At 67.6% G+C, this 15,956-nt stretch carries 14 protein-coding genes and 2 pseudogenes; 8 read left to right on the top strand and 8 right to left on the bottom strand.

Going from position 1 to position 15,956, the window contains the following annotated elements; all coding sequences use genetic code 11:
* Positions 1–57 precede the first annotated feature (57 nt).
* Together ACZ5GT_RS34680 and ACZ5GT_RS34675 are read left to right on the top strand one after the other, a co-directional pair.
* Positions 58–420 carry a hypothetical protein gene (locus ACZ5GT_RS34680; RefSeq protein WP_381087603.1) on the top strand — a complete coding sequence of 121 codons (363 nt, stop codon included), beginning with the start codon at positions 58–60 and terminating at the stop codon, positions 418–420.
* Positions 417–1,076, top strand: a complete 660-nt coding sequence (locus ACZ5GT_RS34675; protein ID WP_469034390.1) for a nucleotidyl transferase AbiEii/AbiGii toxin family protein — start codon at positions 417–419, stop codon at positions 1,074–1,076. Before ACZ5GT_RS34680 ends, ACZ5GT_RS34675 begins: the two co-directional genes overlap by 4 nt.
* 7 nt (positions 1,077–1,083) lie before the next feature.
* Here ACZ5GT_RS34675 and ACZ5GT_RS34670 read toward each other — a convergent pair whose 3' ends face one another.
* On the bottom strand, positions 1,084–1,449 hold the full coding sequence (locus ACZ5GT_RS34670) for a hypothetical protein (protein ID WP_469034388.1): 366 nt from the start codon (positions 1,447–1,449) through the stop codon (positions 1,084–1,086).
* A gap of 198 nt (positions 1,450–1,647) precedes the next feature.
* Between ACZ5GT_RS34670 and ACZ5GT_RS34665 the strand changes: the two genes are divergently transcribed.
* The 3 genes from ACZ5GT_RS34665 to ACZ5GT_RS34655 all read left to right on the top strand — a co-directional run bounded on the left by ACZ5GT_RS34665 (position 1,648) and on the right by ACZ5GT_RS34655 (position 5,228).
* Positions 1,648–2,229 (top strand): HNH endonuclease, encoded by a 582-nt coding sequence (locus tag ACZ5GT_RS34665; RefSeq protein WP_469034386.1) that lies wholly within the window; start codon positions 1,648–1,650, stop codon positions 2,227–2,229.
* A 47-nt stretch (positions 2,230–2,276) separates the two neighbouring features.
* Positions 2,277–3,529, top strand: a protein-coding gene (locus tag ACZ5GT_RS34660; RefSeq protein WP_469034384.1) for an IS3 family transposase whose coding sequence is annotated in 2 segments (ribosomal slippage) — positions 2,277–2,559 and positions 2,559–3,529 — 1,254 coding nt in all. Because the reading frame shifts where the segments join, the coding sequence is not laid out codon by codon here.
* A 568-nt stretch (positions 3,530–4,097) separates the two neighbouring features.
* Complete coding sequence (locus ACZ5GT_RS34655; protein WP_469034382.1) at positions 4,098–5,228, top strand: hypothetical protein; 1,131 nt, start codon at positions 4,098–4,100, stop codon at positions 5,226–5,228.
* Positions 5,229–5,674: 446 nt separating this feature from the next.
* On the opposite strand, the pseudogene ACZ5GT_RS34650 reads toward ACZ5GT_RS34655, so the two are convergent.
* Positions 5,675–5,930, bottom strand: a pseudogene (locus ACZ5GT_RS34650) (YnfA family protein); the annotation flags it as partial.
* A gap of 137 nt (positions 5,931–6,067) precedes the next feature.
* On the opposite strand from ACZ5GT_RS34650, the gene ACZ5GT_RS34645 reads away from it, so the two are divergent.
* Both ACZ5GT_RS34645 and ACZ5GT_RS34640 read left to right on the top strand, forming a co-directional pair.
* Positions 6,068–6,331 (top strand): hypothetical protein, encoded by a 264-nt coding sequence (locus ACZ5GT_RS34645; protein ID WP_307080270.1) that lies wholly within the window; start codon positions 6,068–6,070, stop codon positions 6,329–6,331.
* A gap of 90 nt (positions 6,332–6,421) precedes the next feature.
* Positions 6,422–6,931, top strand: a complete 510-nt coding sequence (locus ACZ5GT_RS34640; protein ID WP_469034379.1) for a hypothetical protein — start codon at positions 6,422–6,424, stop codon at positions 6,929–6,931.
* Here ACZ5GT_RS34640 and ACZ5GT_RS34635 read toward each other — a convergent pair whose 3' ends face one another.
* The 5 genes from ACZ5GT_RS34635 to ACZ5GT_RS34615 form a co-directional block, all read right to left on the bottom strand.
* Positions 6,932–7,327, bottom strand: coding sequence for a MerR family DNA-binding protein (locus ACZ5GT_RS34635; RefSeq protein ID WP_469034376.1), 396 nt, complete (start codon positions 7,325–7,327; stop codon positions 6,932–6,934).
* Complete coding sequence (locus ACZ5GT_RS34630; protein ID WP_359760314.1) at positions 7,324–7,422, bottom strand: MerR family DNA-binding transcriptional regulator; 99 nt, start codon at positions 7,420–7,422, stop codon at positions 7,324–7,326. Before ACZ5GT_RS34630 ends, ACZ5GT_RS34635 begins: the two co-directional genes overlap by 4 nt.
* 213 nt (positions 7,423–7,635) lie before the next feature.
* On the bottom strand, positions 7,636–7,788 hold the full coding sequence (locus ACZ5GT_RS34625) for a hypothetical protein (protein ID WP_234308088.1): 153 nt from the start codon (positions 7,786–7,788) through the stop codon (positions 7,636–7,638).
* A 257-nt stretch (positions 7,789–8,045) separates the two neighbouring features.
* Entirely contained in the window at positions 8,046–13,058 is a 5,013-nt protein-coding gene (locus ACZ5GT_RS34620) for a hypothetical protein (protein WP_469034373.1), read from the bottom strand.
* Positions 13,059–13,131: 73 nt separating this feature from the next.
* Positions 13,132–13,269, bottom strand: coding sequence for a hypothetical protein (locus ACZ5GT_RS34615; RefSeq protein ID WP_469034372.1), 138 nt, complete (start codon positions 13,267–13,269; stop codon positions 13,132–13,134).
* Between the two features lie 568 nt (positions 13,270–13,837).
* Between ACZ5GT_RS34615 and ACZ5GT_RS34610 the strand changes: the two are divergent.
* Positions 13,838–14,002, top strand: a pseudogene (locus ACZ5GT_RS34610) (tyrosine-type recombinase/integrase); the annotation flags it as partial.
* 559 nt (positions 14,003–14,561) lie between these two features.
* Here ACZ5GT_RS34610 and ACZ5GT_RS34605 read toward each other — a convergent pair.
* Positions 14,562–15,227, bottom strand: coding sequence for an endo alpha-1,4 polygalactosaminidase (locus tag ACZ5GT_RS34605; protein ID WP_469034370.1), 666 nt, complete (start codon positions 15,225–15,227; stop codon positions 14,562–14,564).
* Between the last annotated feature and the right edge of the window lie 729 nt (positions 15,228–15,956).

Below are 15,956 nucleotides of genomic sequence, written 5' to 3'. Positions count from 1 at the left end.
CGGCAGGGGAGCTCCGTTTCCGCCATGCCGCCGCCTCCCAGCAGCGATACTGGATGCATGGACTCGACGATCACCGCCCCCCGCGCCGAGGTACTGCGGGACCGCTACCGCAGCCGACTGCCCGAGCGCTTGCATGAGCTGGCCGGCCCCGTCGAGGGCAACGTGGACCTGCCGCTCCACATCGTCTGGTCCGGGCGGACGAGCTACAGCCTGGACCGTCCGAAGTCCCGCATGACGCTCTACCGGACCGTCCTCGCCGAAGGACTGAGTGAGGACCTGGTGGCCCTCCTGCACCACCGGCTGCTCGCGGATCAGTGGCCCGTGCTGCGGCGCTTGATCAGTCCCTACATCCGCGAGGTCTGGGAGGACGCCTTCCCCGAGCTGCTCCGCACCGCTCCGGCCGACACGGCCGCCGCGTGAAGCTCACTCCGCTCCACGAGCGTCTCCTCGCCGACATCCTCGACCTCGGCTCCCCCTACCCCCTGGTCCTCACCGGCGGATATGCCGTGCAGGCCCACGGCCTGGTCGAACGCTTCAGCCGTGACCTCGACGTCGCCACCGAGAACCCCGCTCCGATGCAGGAGATCATCGCCTCACTCACAGCGGGCCTCAGCGCGCGCGGATGGCGTACCACGCACGTCCAGACCGATCCGCTCAGCGGCCGGTTCCTCGTCACCGATCCGGACACCGGCGAGGAGTGCGAGGTCGACGTCCTCAAGGAGGCGTTCTGGGCTCCGCCCGCCCAGACCCCCTACGGCCCCGTTCTTTCCCTCGACGACGTGATCGGCACCAAGGTCCGTGCCCTCGCCGACCGCGGCACCGTCCGCGACCTCATCGACGTCCAGGCTGCCTCCCGCCACCGCTCCACCGCCGACCTCGAATCCCTGGGCCGCCGTCGCGCCCACGACGAGTTCAGCCTCGAAGACCTCCGGGACCGGCTCATCGGCGCGGACTGGTACGAGGATGAGGACTACACCGCGTACGGGCTCACCCCCCGGCAGATCGAAGAACTCAAGGCGTGGGCGCTGGAGTGGGCGGAGGATCTGGGTGCGCGGATCCATGACGAGAACGCCTGAGAGGCGGTCATCGCGGCGAAACCGGGGTGCGGTAACGGTCAAACACTGCATCCCGCTCCCACTCCCAGGTCCAGTCCGGGTCCCGACGGTGGAACTCGGTAACAGCCAGCTCGAAGAATTGGTCGGAAGGCTTCCGGCTGGATCCATTGACTACCAGCGCTGACAGCATCGGCTCGGGACCGGTGCTGTCCCGGCGGCAGACGTCTGCCAGTAGAAGCGACATCATCCGGCCGTGGTAGTGCACCCGGTGCTCCGGTGCCACGGCCTCGCTCAGTGCCTTGTAGGTGTTGGTCCGGCCCTCTCGGGCCCACCCCTTCAGAATCGTCACCATGGCGTCCCGGGCAGCCATGTAGTCCGCATCTCCGTACTTCATCTGAGCCTCCTCCAGCCGACTGGAGCGACACGGTATCGAGTCGGGGCGGTGCCGAGGTTGGATCTGAAAAGTTGCCCGCTGCCGCCTCGGAGACGGAGGAGCGGGGACGTCCACCGCGACGTCCGGCGCGCCCCTCCGATTGTCAGTGCCGCCTCCTACGATCGCCGCTGATCAGCCTGCAGCAACGGAGGGGGTGTGATGGCCGAGATCCGTCGCGGCGAGCGAGGCAAGCAGAAGACCTGGCAGTGGCTCATGGTCCTGACGGCGCATCGAGGCCTGTGTGTCTACTGCGGTCGTTCTGCGGCCACCACGATTGACCACGAGAAGCCCATCATTGATACCGGAGCAGACGTCTGGTGGAACTTCGTTCCAGCCTGCGAAGACTGCAATCGCTGGAAGAGGGGCCGTACCGCGCGGCGATGGGTGGCCGACATGGATCTCCATCGCAGGTATCCGGAGGCAGGCTTCGCAACTCGAGGTATGCCTCCCAGGGTGTACGCCGGCATCACAAGACGTGTGGAGCGTGTGCAGCGAGAGAGAGCCGACATGGACCGGCGCGAAAGGTTCCAACTGCACTACGGCAGTGAGAAGCACCGGAACAAGGCAGAGTGGTTCGAGATCCTCGATCGCTGCAAGGCCGAGCTGCGAGGCTACCCCCACTATCCTTGGCGGACGCCGAAACTGAGGACTTCGCGGACCGTCTGTACGCGCCTGATCTGCTGCGGTTATCAGCATCCCAAGGCAAAGCATTTGGTGGCTTTCCTGGAACCTGAGGAGTGAACCGCCCCGGTTCGGATGGAGACTCGATTTCATGAAAGGATCGAGTCATGGCACGACCTTCCCGTTACCCACTTGAGCTCCGCCGTCGTGCGGTGCGCATGGTCGCCGAGGTGCGCGACGACTATCCGAACGAGACGGCCGCTTTGCAGGCGGTGACCGAGAAGCTCGGCATCGGCTCTCGCGAGACGCTGCGGAACTGGGTGAAGCAGCAGGAGATCGACGCGGGGACGCGTCCGGGGACGACGACGGAGGAGTCCGCCCAGCTCAGGGCGTTGAAGAAGGAGAACGCCGAGCTGAAGCGGGCCAACGAGATCCTGAAGGCCGCGGCGAGTTTCTTCGCGGCCGAGCTCGACCGGCCACACACACGCTCGTAGCGTTCATCGACGAGCACCGGGACCGCTTCGGCGGCGTCGAGCCGATCTGCAGGACCCTCACCGAGCACGACTGCAAGATCGCCCCTTCCACCTATTACGCCCACAAGAAACGCCTGGCTGCCCCTTCTGCCCGTGCCGTGCGGGACGCGGAACTCAAGGAGTTGATCCGCCAGGTCCACACCGACAACTACCGCGTCTACGGGGCCCGGAAGATCTGGCGGGAGCTGAGCTGGCAGGGTCACACGGTGGCCCGCTGCACCGTCGAACGGCTGATGCGCGAGCTGGGCATCGCCGGCGCCGTCCGCAGCAAGAGGGTCATCACCACGATCCCGGACCAGCAGGCCGAGCGGGCGCCGGACCGGGTGGACCGCGACTTCGTCGCCGGCGCACCGAACCGCTGCTGGGTCGCGGATTTCACGCACGTGGCGACCTGGGCCGGGGTGGTCTACGTCGCCTTCGTCGTGGACACCTTCTCCCGCCGGATCGTCGGCTGGTCCGCCGCGACGTCGAAGGAGACCCAGCTCGTCCTGGACGCTCTGGAGATGGCACTGTGGCAGCGCGACCGCGATGAATATCCTTATGTTCGGGGCGAGTTGATACATCACAGCAACGCGGGCAGCCAGTACACCAGTTTCAAGCTGGCCGAACACCTGGACGCGGCCGGCATCGCGGCCTCGATCGGCTCTGTCGGAGATGCGTACGACAACGCCCTGATAAAGAGCACGATCGGCCTGTTCAAGACCGAGTTGATCAAGCCGCGGCGGCCCTGGAAGACCCTCTCCCAGGTCGAGCTGGCCACCGCCGAGTACGTCGACTGGTACAACCACCGCCGACTCCACGGTGAGATAGGCCATGTCCCACCCGTCGAGTACGAGACCAACTACTACACAGAACTCACAAAACCCCAGCTCACAACCACAATCTGAAGTCTCTACCGAACCCGGGGCGGTTCACCTTCATCTGTCTCCCCTCAGCTGGTGACGAACGTTCCAGAATCGGGTGGCTGAGGAGGCACGACAACGCGGTCCGGGAGAATGGCGTGATCCACACGCTGTATAGGCTAGATTGACGCACTGTAGTTGGACGGTGAGGGGTTCGCTTCTGAGGGGCCCGTGCAGAGAGTGGGGTCGTTGCGTAGCGATTCAGGTCCTTGCACCGCCCTCCTTTAGGGCCCTTCTCGGGTTGTCGTCCGAGCACGCGTTGTGGAGAGCTGAGCTTGCAGGGGGGAGCCGCGCAGCGCCCGGCGGCACTGCGCGGCCAATGTCGGTGGCAACGTCTAGAGTGCGGCACATGTCTGCCTCGTCAACTGAGCTCAAGGCTGAGGAGCCCCTGGCGCCGGTGTACCCCTTCAATGCGCCAGGGGAGCCGATCACCCTCTACGACGGACCCATTGGACCGGCCGGGGCTGAGGTGCCCGGGGTTGTCCAGTACGACTGCTCCCCGAAGCCCGGGATCTCTTGGCGGTTGCGTACCGAAGACTATGACCCCACCTCTATGGACAGGACTGAGCTGAGTCTGCTCAACCCTGGCATCGAACTGCCGGTGTCCGCCAGAGACGCTGTGAGCGGCTGGTCCAACGGCACTTCCTACGGAGACCCCACCGCCCCGCTCGACCGTGTTGTTGCCCACTGGTTCAATCTGCCCCGATGGCGTGGATCAGCCCACCTCGAGGCTCATGCTGCTGATGGGACGCCGCGACTGGTGTCGGCCGGACGCAGTGTGTATGAGGCGGACGGGTGGAGGATCACGCTCGACGTCCGCCCCGATCACAAGGCCGTCTTCTCTGATGTGCGCCAGGCCGACGTCTACGTCATGACTCACGTGATGGAGATCCGTCGGCTGGACGGAGCCACGTTCACGGCCGCCGAGGTCACCCCGGTTCTCAGTGCGTTGCACGTCGGACTGTCCTTCGCGCTCGGCCGGTGGGTCGCCCCCGCCCTGCCCGTCGGCCTGAACGACCAGGAGCATACGGTGTGGGGCCAGTGGGGCCCGATGCTCTGCGACCCAGCACGCCGCATCAGCTCCGGCTGGTGGTACCCCGAAGACCAGAAGTCCTTGGCAGATCTGCTGGCCTGCCTCCTGCCCACCTTCCGCGATCCCGGCAAGGGGCAGGCGCTTCGCCTGCAGATGCAGTACGCGATCACTGCCATAGTCGATCGAGGGTTCGTCGAGCAGCGGATCATGAGCGGAGCTGCGGGACTGGAGCATGTGATGTGGCAGGAACTCGTGCTCAGCGGGCGGCTCACGGAAGCCGAGTACACATCCCGCGCACGGCCGGCTCATGACAAACTGCGTATGGTCCTGACGGAGTCCGGGGTCAATCTGAGGGTGCGCGCAGACCGTCTGCCAGCAGCCGCTGCTTATGCGGCCAGACAGCGGGTAGACAGCACTCGGCCGGCGGACGGCGCCGACGTCGTCACCCGAGTCCGTAACCGTCTCGTGCATCCCAAGGAGACACAAGAGCCCGTCTACGGGGTCAAAGGACTGGTCACCGACACCTGGCTCCTGACTCGCCACTACCTCGCGCTGCTGGTGCTCCGCTCGATCGGCTACCGAGGCTCCTACCAGGACCTCTCCAGGACCAACAGGTGGGTCGGTGAGACCGAGCCCGTCCCATGGGCGTGAGGTCGAGCAAGCCTTCAGGAGCCGACAGCGCTCTTTCCGGGCTTGGAGGCCCCTGCGGTCGTACGAGGTGCTGGGCGACATTGTTGCGGCTGATGTCCTGCGAAGTCGCAGCCTCGCGGATCGTGCGCTACCGCATCCTCTATTGATGACGGCGGCGTCCGAGTCCCGATTCGGTGACCGGAGGCCGACTGTGGCCTCCAGCCATGCCAACCTTTGGCACCGGGATGAAGCCGCGAACTTGAAGGTGCCCCGTGTGGGAGATAGAGGCGGATCAGCACCTCTGATGGGAATTCTTGAAGACGGCCAGGGCTGCTCGTCGCCCCGCTCGGTCAGGGGGTCAACAGAGTGGGGAGTGGCAACGAGCATGGAGAGCCCGACACTGAGGAACACCAGAGCGGAGATCAGTTCATCCCTGCTGGGTGCTGGCAAACGGTGGACGAGGTCGGTCAGTGGCTACGGGGCGCGTGCATGATCACGGCCATCCCCGCGAGGCACACCAGGGCGCCGATCACGTCCCAGCGGTCGGGCCGGTAGCCATCGGTGACTATGCCCCCAGGCGATCGACCCGGCCACGAAGATCCCGCCGTACACGGCGAGGATACGCCCAGAGTTGTCGTCGGACTGGAAAGTGGCCGCCACCCCATACAAGCCCAGCGCGATGACGCCAGCGCCGATCCAGATCCAGCCCTGGTGCTCGCGAAGCAACAGTCAAGAGCTGTGGATGGGACCTTTCGACGGGGTGATCTCAGCAGCCGCGAGCCGGGCGTTTTCGCGCACCTTCGAGGCGGTATTGGCGGACAACAGTGCGGCGGTAACCCCCAGCGTGACAACATCAACGCATGGGCATCTTCAACTCCATCGCGCGTGGCCTCGGTAGCCTCCGCCCGCTGTCCGACGCGGAACTCGCAGACGAACGCGAGGCGCTGCGAGAGCGTTACGTATCCGCTGGGGATGTCAACGAAGCGGATAAACTGTACGACGAGCTGCACCGCTACGACGCAGAGATGATTCGCCGTGCAAACGAGGCCTATGCCCGCGAGAACCCGAACCCACCAGAGCCCAGGCATCGCGAGCACGGGTGGTACCTGCCGAACGACGACTAGGCGGGCGTCTACAGGTGACGAGTAGGTTCTTTTGCATGCAGTTCCGGCGAACCCGCCTACAGCGCAGGGTCGTTGGGCGACAAGCTCTGCATGCTGGCACCGATCCCCCCTCCTCCACCGTCGCAGCGGAGCGTCATCATCAAGAAGCCCCGCAGCCTGGCCCGACGGCTCATGCAGGAGGCCGGCAGCGGGCCGATGCCCGTTCTTGCCCTGCGCATCCAGCACCGCGCCCGCGCCACCGCCAATGACTTCCTTCGCGAGCACGGGTACCGTGAACACCGGCTCTACGTCCTGGAGATCGCAGGACACACACCCCGCATCAAGATCGGGTACAGCAGCGCTCCATGGGAACGCCTCACCTGGCACATCGGGGAAGCCAATCGCTGGCAACACACGCTGATCCAGGCCCATTTCTCCGACGCTCTGCCCGACAAGGCCACGGCCAAAAGCGCCGAGCAGCAGGCGCACGCGTTCATGAGCAAGTTCTATGACTGCGTGCCGGGCTCTCCGGAGATGTTCGTTGCCAGTGACTTCCGCGCCGGGAAGACCTGCGTGGAGACTGCCGTGGCCTGTGCGCTGTGTGGACGGTCGGAGCAATAGTCAAGATCTGTGGACCGCTGAAGTCATGGCGCCACACACGCGAAGGCGGCCAGGCCCCCGAGCGCCTTCGGGGCGCGGTGGGGGCGGTGGGCAGCAGCAAGGTCCGGCATGGCAGTTCTCCTCGGCGAACTCGGTGAAGGGGATGGAATAGCAGGCGCTGAACGCGCACACGGTCAGGTCGTCGCGGCCCGCCGCGACGGCGGCGACCAGGGCGGTGCGGATGGTGGCCAGGTCGGCGATCTTCGCGTCGACCTCGGCGAGCTTGGCCGCAGCACGTTCCTGGAGGCCCGCCACGGGGCAGCCGTGGCGGTGGCGGCCGGCCTCCAGCAGCTCGGCGACCTCCTCCAGCGTGAACCCGAGCCGCTGGGCCGCCTTGATCACCCCCAGCGCGGTCACCGCCTCCTCGCCGCACAGGCGGTGACCGCCATGCTTCGTTCCGGCTCGGCCAGCAGGCCGCGCCGCTCGTAGTAGCGCAGCGTCTGCACGTTCACCCCGGCCGCCTCGGCGACCTGCCCGCTGCGCAGGCCCGAGCTCAGGGAGACTCCTGCGAGGCAGCGGTCCGCGCCGCCAGGGCGTCCAGGACCGCCTCGCGCGCCGGGTCCACTGAAATGTCCAGAGAGATCAAGTCCTCGCCCGGGGTGGCGGTCAAGGTGAAGAACGAGCAGCGGCCGCTCTCACGCTCCGCCAGGGCACGGACCCGCTCCTCAACGCCCCAGGTCCAGGCGCAGCCGGAGCGGCTGCGGCCGGGACAGCGACGTCAGCCGCTGGGACAACAGCGCATCCCACTCCGCGACCCGCAAGGGCCGCTCCTCGGTGGGCAGCGTGCAGGACTGGGGCACCCATGCCAGATCACTCATCGCACTCACTCCCGTCATCACGCCCCCGAGGGCGGGGGCACCTTCAACGGTAAACCTGTACCTAGGTGCAGGTTTCAAGTCTTGGGTGCGGCTACAGGTGGGGAGATCCACTGAGCATGTGTGGGGTGGGCCGAGTATGGGGTGGCCAATTTCAAAGAGCCCCATCACCTCGCCGGAACGTGCTCCCTGGCGCCGGAGCCGGTCCTGGGCGAACACAAGGCCGGCTGCCCCCGCACCCCGGGGGCCCCGCGGCGGGGTCATTCCTCCATACGCTGCAGGTCGGCCGCCCGGTGGTCACCCGCGGACGCCAACCCGTCGACGAGGCGTCGCCACCGTGCGGTCTGGTCCGGTGTCATGGCATCACGTGAGTGAAGCGTCCGGAGCCAGTCGGGGAGGTACCAGCACCTGTTCGCGGCGATGCGATGGTTGCCGTCCATCAGTCGCTCCGCCAGGCGGAGTCCCGTGTCCCTCTGCCATGTGAGCGGGGCGCACTTGCCGAGTTGTGCGAGTGTATCGAGGGCCTTCGGTTCCTGACGGGCGAGTACTGTCCAGCGGTCCAGGAGGCTGGTGAGGATGTCGGGATGGAGCCAGTCCTGCCGGGCGCGAGCCAGGGTCGCGTCGATGTCGGTGTCACTTATGTCGATTTCGGGCGCGGGCAGGAGCGACCCCAGCGCGAGGCCGTCCCAGTGGTGGCTGGTGCGTAGCCCGGTGCCGTCGCCGATGGCGTCGAGGGCGGCCTCCATGACGACGGGCCAGACGGCAGGGAGGGACGGGCGCAGGCCGTCGTCGTAGGTGAAGAGTACGGCGAGGTCGCGGAGGAACTGGTGCAGGGCGCGGCTGTTAGCGGCGAAGTGCTGTGCGTGTGCTTTGAGCGGCTCGGTGTTGCCACTGACCGCTAGGTCGACAATGACGCGCGCGCTTCGCTTGCTGTGCCGGTTCTCGTACCCCTCCTTGGCCCAGTGGTCGGTGGCGCGGGCGTGGGCGGCGAGCAGGGTTTCGGTGAGTCTGTTCGCCCGATCCGCCACGCAACTGTCGCTGAGGGATGCCGCGCCGGCGGCCACGAGCGGGGGGATCAGCGAGATCAGGTACAGCTGTTCCGTATCGACCTCGGGCAGCGTTCGCTCGTAGGGGCCGTCGAGCCGGGGACGCTCCCGTGTGCCAGTCTTCGGGTCCCAGTCGCCCAGTCGACAGTCCCGCAGTCCCGCCTCCACGGCGTCTAGCGCCACCTGGTGGCGGCACGGGCCCGGCTGTCGGTCGGTGTCGCATGGCGCGGCCCAGACGCATTCGAGAGCCCGGGCGAACGCCATGCGCACCTCGTCGAAGTGGTTCGTGCTGCAGCGGGTCAAGACGTCGATGATCGCCTGCCGGTCGAGGACGGCGTCGTCGGAGGTCACCGCTAGGAGTGCCGCCAGGCCGGTCGCTGCGGACCGGTCGGCCCCCATCGAGTAGTAGGAGGAGGCGGCGTACCCGGTACGGCTCGGTTCGGTGATCGCCTCGATCAGGACGGTCGTCGCCCATCGCAGGTCGTCGACCGGAACCCGGAGCCGTCCGCGAGCCTGTGCGACGGCAGCGGTGGCGGCGACGGCGGCGATCGGGTTAAGCCGGTCGACAGGAAGACCGGGTGTGTCGTCGCCCAAGGACCGCGCCTCGGCTATGTCGGCCAGAAGCGTGTCGGGAGGGGCGGTGCGACCGTCGGATCCGGCGTAGGTGTTCTGCAGGCGCAGGGCCCGGCCAGCCCGGTCGAGCATCTCGGTGTCGGGCCGCATGCGAGTCGCCAGCGGCTCGGGATGCTGGTACTGCACGGTCAAGTTGCCGGATCCGGCGGTTTCCAGGCGGAAGTTCTCAGGCCTGAACGTCGCTGCCCACACCTGCACCGAGGCGAGGAAGTGGTCGGCCTCCGAGTCGTCCTGGGAGTCGGCGACCATTTCCTCCGCGCGGCGGACGAGTTCCTCTCCGGTGGCCGCGAGCTCGTCCACCCGGCCCTGGTCCCCCGAGAGGACCGCGCGCATAGTGAGTTCGGCGGCGACATCGCGCGGGCTGCTTCGGCGACGGGACCGCCCCACGAGATCGGTCTCGTCCGGGCCTTGTACGTGCAGTACTCCTTCACCGGCGACTCGCACGAACTCCAGCTGCCACACGTTCGGATCCCGCATCCAGGGGATCAACAGATCGCCGGCCTGCTCCAGATGGCGCACCAGGAACCCGACGGCCAGACCGGGCATGGCCAAGTTGTTGCAGTCGCGCAACAAAAGCTCCACGACCTGGGCGGGAGAGATGCCGACGACGGCCACGAGTTGGTCCGCGAGGCGCTCGACCGCGAGCAGCGCGCTCACGCACGGGTACGGGCCGATCGACCCTCCCCGGTACCAGGCCCAGACGTGTTCATCCCCGACGCAGTGCCGAACTCCCACTCCCGGCAGATCCAGTTCTGCTCCGGTCGGCTCGTCAGCGGGTGCTCGGACATCGTCGCCGTGCACCCCGACCCGGACGGCCGCAGCGTGGTCGAGCATCCGGTTGATCAGAGCCAGTGCAGGGAGGGTGTGCGCCTTCAGGAGCGGCCAGAAGGGCCCCCGATACCACCCCGCCATCTGTTCGGTGATGCTTCCGCGGGCGAGGTGATGTCGGATGCCGTCGTCGAACGGGTACGAGTGGGACCAGCCGTATCTGTCCTCCTCAGGGTCGTGCTGTTCGATGTAGTAGGACTCGGCCAGGGCCAGCAGCAGATCCGGCTGATGCCTGGCCATCTCCGTCGCGGCCCAGAAGCTCTCCACGGCGGGCTCGAGACGCGCACCGTCGTCGTCGGCGATTCCCCTGAGGAACGCCTCGGCGCGCCTGTCGAGGTCGGTGCCGAGCATCGCCAGGGCTTCCACTGCGAATTCGTCCGAGTGCTCCGTATCGGATGCGAGCACGCGGTCCCGCAGCGCCTGCCGGATCGGGACTGGCTCGCTTGTCTCGGCCTGCACTAGTCCATACAGCCACGCCAGCACCAGTTCGCGGACTCTGCGGCCCACGTCGTGGGCGGTCCGTGAGTCGCTGTCGGAGCCGGTGTCGTGTGGGTGGCAGAAGGCCAGCTCGACCAGGGGCGCGAGTATCAGCGGGTCGCCGACGCCATGGGGCGCGTAACGCTGCATGGCCAGCCGGATTACCGTGCGCAAGCCGGCTTGCTGGTCCATCTGCAGCGCGGGCCATACACGGTCGAGTACCTTTCCGGCGGCACCGAGGGTGAGCACTGCCTCCCACGGCACGTCCGACCACCGCTCGCCGTGGTCGGACGCGATCCCGTCGAAGACGGTGCGCAGGTGGGCGAGCGACCGTTCGACGTCATCGGCGCCGAGTAGATGGGCCTGGCACGCGATGCGTGCGGCACGCAGCGCCCAGCGCGGCGCGTCGGCGGTTGAGAGGAGAGCGAAGCCGTCCGTGACGAGCAGCCGCACCACCGCCATGTCTCGCACGAGATCGCTGGCGAACCGATCAGACGGGCTCCAGGCGCTGGTCGCGCCGAGCGGTGCCAGCAGACCGTCGGAGCGCAGGGAGGGCAAGGCGGCCGGGTCCGGTGGCACGGCGGTTTCGCGGGTAAGTAGTTGGCGTCTGGCCAGTGCCTGGAGAGACTGGTCGCGAGCGTCGGGGGAGGGGCCTCCCGCCGTCATCATCTCTCCGCGGCGTACAAGGTTGCGCCAGACGGCGGCGAACAGGTCGGCCTCCGACGCCGCTCCCTGAGGGGCCGCCACGCCCGGGCCCGCGCGCAACAGCATGTCCACCAGACCAGGTCTGCCCAGCAACCACCGCGTCCGCTCGTCACCGGCCCACTGCCGCAGCTGCGGAAAGACCTCGACGAGCCGCGTGGTCTCGGCTGTAGTCAGCTGGGGGACCTCGTGCTCGCGGACGAGATCCTCGACGATTCCGCCGTCCTGCGCCACGCTCTCCGCAGCCTGAACGAGCACGTCACGTGCGGCTCCCGAACCGTCGGCACGGGTGACCGCCACCACGCCGAGTCCGGCGGCCATGGCCGCCCGCGCGAGGTCCGAGAGCAGCTGGGCACGTCCTTCCAGCACCGACTCCGCGCCGTCGACGACCAGCAGACGCCCCTTACCCACCGCAGAGGCACCCAGCACCGCGGCGAGGCGGGCGCCGAGCAGCGCCTCGAATTCCGCAAGCGTTGCGGGGATCTCCCGCAGGTTCAGCACGGTGACCGCGACTCCATCGGCTCGCAGCCGCCCAGCGGTACGCAGGGCCAAAGCCGACTTGCCGGCGTCGGGCTCCCCGTGGACGACCAGCGCGGTCGCCCGCGAGGCGACCGCCCTCGCTTCGGCGGCCAGAGCATTTCCGGCTTCGGCGCGCTCCAACTCGAGGTTCTCGCCGGCACCGGTCAACCGGAACCGGACGAGGTTCTCGGCCGTCTCCGACAGGGCGTCGAGGGCACGCCACGCCGGGGCGTAGGACGGGGAGCGGTCAACGACCGCAGCCCCAGAGAGCTGCCTTCGGAGCATGCTCTCGGTGACGGTGGCCGCTGTCGGGGCGTAACTCCGAGACAGTCTCCCCAGAGCTTCGAACAGGGTGGCGGAACCCTCCACAGAGGCATCGGGGACGACACTCCGCAGGCGGGCCACAGCCGCCGTACGGTCGGACTCGTCGGCCCCCTCCAGCCTCAGTTGCCGCAACCAGAGCACGTGCAGGAATCGCCAGGTCAGTTCGGCGGCAGGCCTTTCAGTACTCACCTTCGGACTGCTGGCTGCCTGAGCGATCAACGCGTCCAGATGGCTCAGCCGCCTGCGAATCGCTTCAGTCGTGCGTCCCGGCTGCTTCACTACCGCGCGGAACGACTCCTCGTCGGGCTGCCCCCGTGCGATCACGGCCAGCTCATGCACCTGCCGTACGGCAGGACTGGTGCTGGCCACAGCGAGCGCCAGCCGCCAATGCCCCGCGCCGGCCTCGGCCCAGTGATCCGTGACGATCCGCAGGTAGGACACGAGTAGGTCCGCCGTGGAGTCGTCGCTGGTCGTGAATGCCGGGGCCCGGCGCACACCGATCGACAACCGCCGCTGTGCTCCGTCGGCCGTGTCCCCAACGACGATCAGGTCGTCCACGGGGCTGAAACTGCTGTCCTGGAAGCGTACGGACACCGGCGTCACGTCATCACCCAGTGCCGGTACGGGATCGCCGAGGAGGAGGTGCGCCAGCAGGACGGCACCGAAGTCGTGCTCCAAGACCGTGCCACCGCCGCCGGTCGCGTACGGGCTGGCCACCTGCTCTGCTGCGTCGCGCCCCACCATCTCCGCATCATAGGACGCGCCACCGACAGTACAGGCGGGCACGACGTCGCGCGGTTCGGTGCCACGACCCGTCTCAGGCGAGGAGGTTGAAGGCAGTCTTCTCCAGGAGGGCGTTGGTGTTCGTATCGTGGCCGAGGCCGAGGCCGAGGGCGAGGATCTGGTACGGGAGGGCGGCGGGCCGCTCCGTGAGGCGGGCGGAGCCGCCGGTCATGGGTAGCAGCCCGAACGCATTCGGGTAGCGGTCCTCTGCACCGGCGGTGCAGAAGTCCGTCTCGTCCGGGCGGCGCGGCTCGTCGAGGAACGAAGGGCGCGGCCCCTTGAGCAGTGACCCGATGGCACCCCCAAATCTCCTGATATGCCGTCAGGTAAGTCAGCGTTTCGTCAGCATCGATCCTGGCAAGTTCCGCGAAGAGCGTTCGAGTAGGTGCACCTTCGACGAGCCACAACAGCCGTGTTCGCGCTGAAGCCCAGGCAGGAGCCTGCTCACCGAAGTGAAGCGATGTTCCTCACAATCTTCGACTCAGGCGCGTGCCAGTTGTAGAGTGATACCGCCCTTGACCTGCAGAAAGCCGGCAGGGAGCCGTCTTCCAGGAGTCCAAAGTGCTGCGTACTCTGTTCAAGTCCAAGATCTAGCGTTTGGGTGTTTTCGCAGGTCAGGGCCCTGATCGGCGCCTTCAGGTCAGCAAACGGTCAGCATCGGGTCGGACGGTGTCCGGCTTGCCGACCTGCATCCGCGGCAGGGATCTGCCGCTCCGCCCGGCGCCCTGGTCGGAAGGAATTTCGCCTCGAACGCGCTCGGCCACGGCATACCGGTCACTGACGTGGCGGAGTGAATGGGTCACAAGTCGATCGAGGAGGCCTATCGCACGTATCGCCATCTGATGCCGGGCGGCATCAACTGGGCTCTCCTTCAACGGGCGGCCGAAACGGGACCGTTCGACTGAACGGTGGACGCGGGACCCGTAGCGGCCAGTGCGGGCTCGGGCGGTGGCGGAAGCGGAGGCGCGGTCGGAGCACGTGTGGACGACGCGCCGGAACTGGCTGAAACGTTTCAAAGAGATGGATGTGAACGGAATTTATGGGTGCAGTCGCGGGCCGTCAATAGGTATGCCGCAGACCTCCGGAAGGCTTCGCGTCTTTCCGCGGGAGCGGCTGCGCCGGCACAGCTCGACGGTCACGGTGAATGCCCTCGTGAACGAGTGGCGAGAGCGCGGTTCCTCGTTCCCGATGCGGGGAAGACGGGCCGGAGAGCGCTCAGGAACTGCGACGTCCGTGTCACAGGCGGGGCGGATGGCGACGAGGCCCCGCACCGGTGACAGGTGAGTCACCGGCGCGGGGGCCTCGTGCGTTCGGCGTCGTCCGAGACGACCGCCTACCGCCGGGCGGCGGCGTCGTAGCTCTCAGCGGTCTGCCGCGGTCTGCCGGGTGCTTGCCGCCGTCCTGGACGGCACCGCTCCAGCCGCGACGCCACCGGTTCCATCCGTGCCCCCGACCGAGGAAGGCTCACTGCACGTTCGCGCATGTCTTGCGTACGTACCCGCGGGCCCCGGGTGTGCGGACCTCCACGTCGCGTTGAACGATGCTGAACTTCTTCGACCACCCCTTGCAGGCCGCCTTTATGCCCTTGTCGGCGTATTCGATGTCGATGACGTTGTTGCCGAAGTACTTCTGGAAGTCGACGCACTCGCGGTTGCCGTCACCCTCGTTGTCCTCGTAGGCGCCACACTCCTCCGCGATGGCGAAGTCGATGCCGAGGGAGGCGGCATGAGGCGCCAGTTCGCTGGTGTTCTTCTGCGCGATGGCAAGGTTGTCGGCGTGTGCGCGCTGGGCCAGTGCGGACATGAGGGCCTCGTTGTCCGCGGGCTTCAGCAGCTTGCGGGAACGCGAGTAGGAGTCGTAGTTGTCCGGCTCGATGGCGTCGAAGCCGTGCTGGGCGCACTGGTCGATCCAGGGTCCCAGCTTCCGCATGATGCCGTCGCGTTTGGCCGCGGTCGACGTGTCGAGCAGGGCCTCGTTCCAGTTGCCGTCCTTCACCACCTTGCCGTGGGAGTCACGGAGCAGCAGATCGGACCACTGGCCGTCGGCGCCCGTCTGCGCCTGGAAGGCGTTGATGTAGCAGATGTTGTACAGGCCTGCGGCGGGGCGGTCCTCGTGGTCCCGACTGACCACCTGGACCCCGTTGGGTGGAGTGTAGCTACCGCCGATCTGCTAGTCGAAGTTCGCGTTCTGCGGCGGCAACCGGACAGAACTGGCCCCGTGGGCGAAACTTCCGACCATCAGCGCCCCCGCTGCGAGGGCCACGGCGGCCGCGATGCCCGTACGCGAACGCCAGACCCGACGACGTGTGTGAGAGGCTGCTTTCATGGCAGTGTTTGCCTTTCCATAGGTTCACAGATGCAGATCAGTGCCTGCGGCGGACGTCTTTGCACGAGGAAGCCGTCGCGACGGGGTGCGTCCCGGTCCAGGGGGCTGCCGGCGCCGGAAGGCGTCCGGCGCGGCACCGGCCGACCGGCTGTCGGCGGGGGCGGGCGTTCGTCCGTGCAGACCGGCCCACGTTCCCGCGCCACGACGTGAGATCAACTGGACGGGGAAGCGCGGCTCCTGGCCAAAGACGCCGGGGACACGGATCCAGGCGTTGTCCCATCAGTGGGCCACGCGGTGCCCCGGGCTCGTCCCGGACGCCGGTGTGCCGCCACCGACGTCCTCCGGCCGTGTGGCACGCGGACGGTACGCCCGGGTTGCGAGAGCCGGGCCAGCCCGTCGCATCCGCTACTTGCGGGGACCGGCCCGTTCACTGCATGGGCTCCTCCTTGTTCTCCGCGGGCGGGGGGGGGGGGGGAGGGGGGGGGGGGGGGGGGGGGGGGGGGGGGGGGGGGGGGGGGGGGGGGGGGGGGGGAG

The sequence above is a fragment of the Streptomyces sp. NPDC031340 genome (genome assembly GCF_055569945.1).
Note: the sequence above shows the minus strand (reverse complement) of the source record. Positions and strands in the feature narration are given on the sequence as shown.

Coding starts and splice junctions, on each gene's coding strand:
- ACZ5GT_RS34670 (WP_469034388.1), bottom strand. CDS start 1,449: ATGAAGTACGGAGATGCGGACTACATGGCTGCCCGGGACGCCATGGTG.
- ACZ5GT_RS34625 (WP_234308088.1), bottom strand. CDS start 7,788: ATGAGTGATCTGGCATGGGTGCCCCAGTCCTGCACGCTGCCCACCGAG.
- ACZ5GT_RS34680 (WP_381087603.1), top strand. CDS start 58: ATGGACTCGACGATCACCGCCCCCCGCGCCGAGGTACTGCGGGACCGC.
- ACZ5GT_RS34645 (WP_307080270.1), top strand. CDS start 6,068: ATGGGCATCTTCAACTCCATCGCGCGTGGCCTCGGTAGCCTCCGCCCG.
- ACZ5GT_RS34665 (WP_469034386.1), top strand. CDS start 1,648: ATGGCCGAGATCCGTCGCGGCGAGCGAGGCAAGCAGAAGACCTGGCAG.
- ACZ5GT_RS34620 (WP_469034373.1), bottom strand. CDS start 13,058: ATGGTGGGGCGCGACGCAGCAGAGCAGGTGGCCAGCCCGTACGCGACC.
- ACZ5GT_RS34655 (WP_469034382.1), top strand. CDS start 4,098: ATGGACAGGACTGAGCTGAGTCTGCTCAACCCTGGCATCGAACTGCCG.
- ACZ5GT_RS34640 (WP_469034379.1), top strand. CDS start 6,422: ATGCTGGCACCGATCCCCCCTCCTCCACCGTCGCAGCGGAGCGTCATC.
- ACZ5GT_RS34615 (WP_469034372.1), bottom strand. CDS start 13,269: ATGACCGGCGGCTCCGCCCGCCTCACGGAGCGGCCCGCCGCCCTCCCG.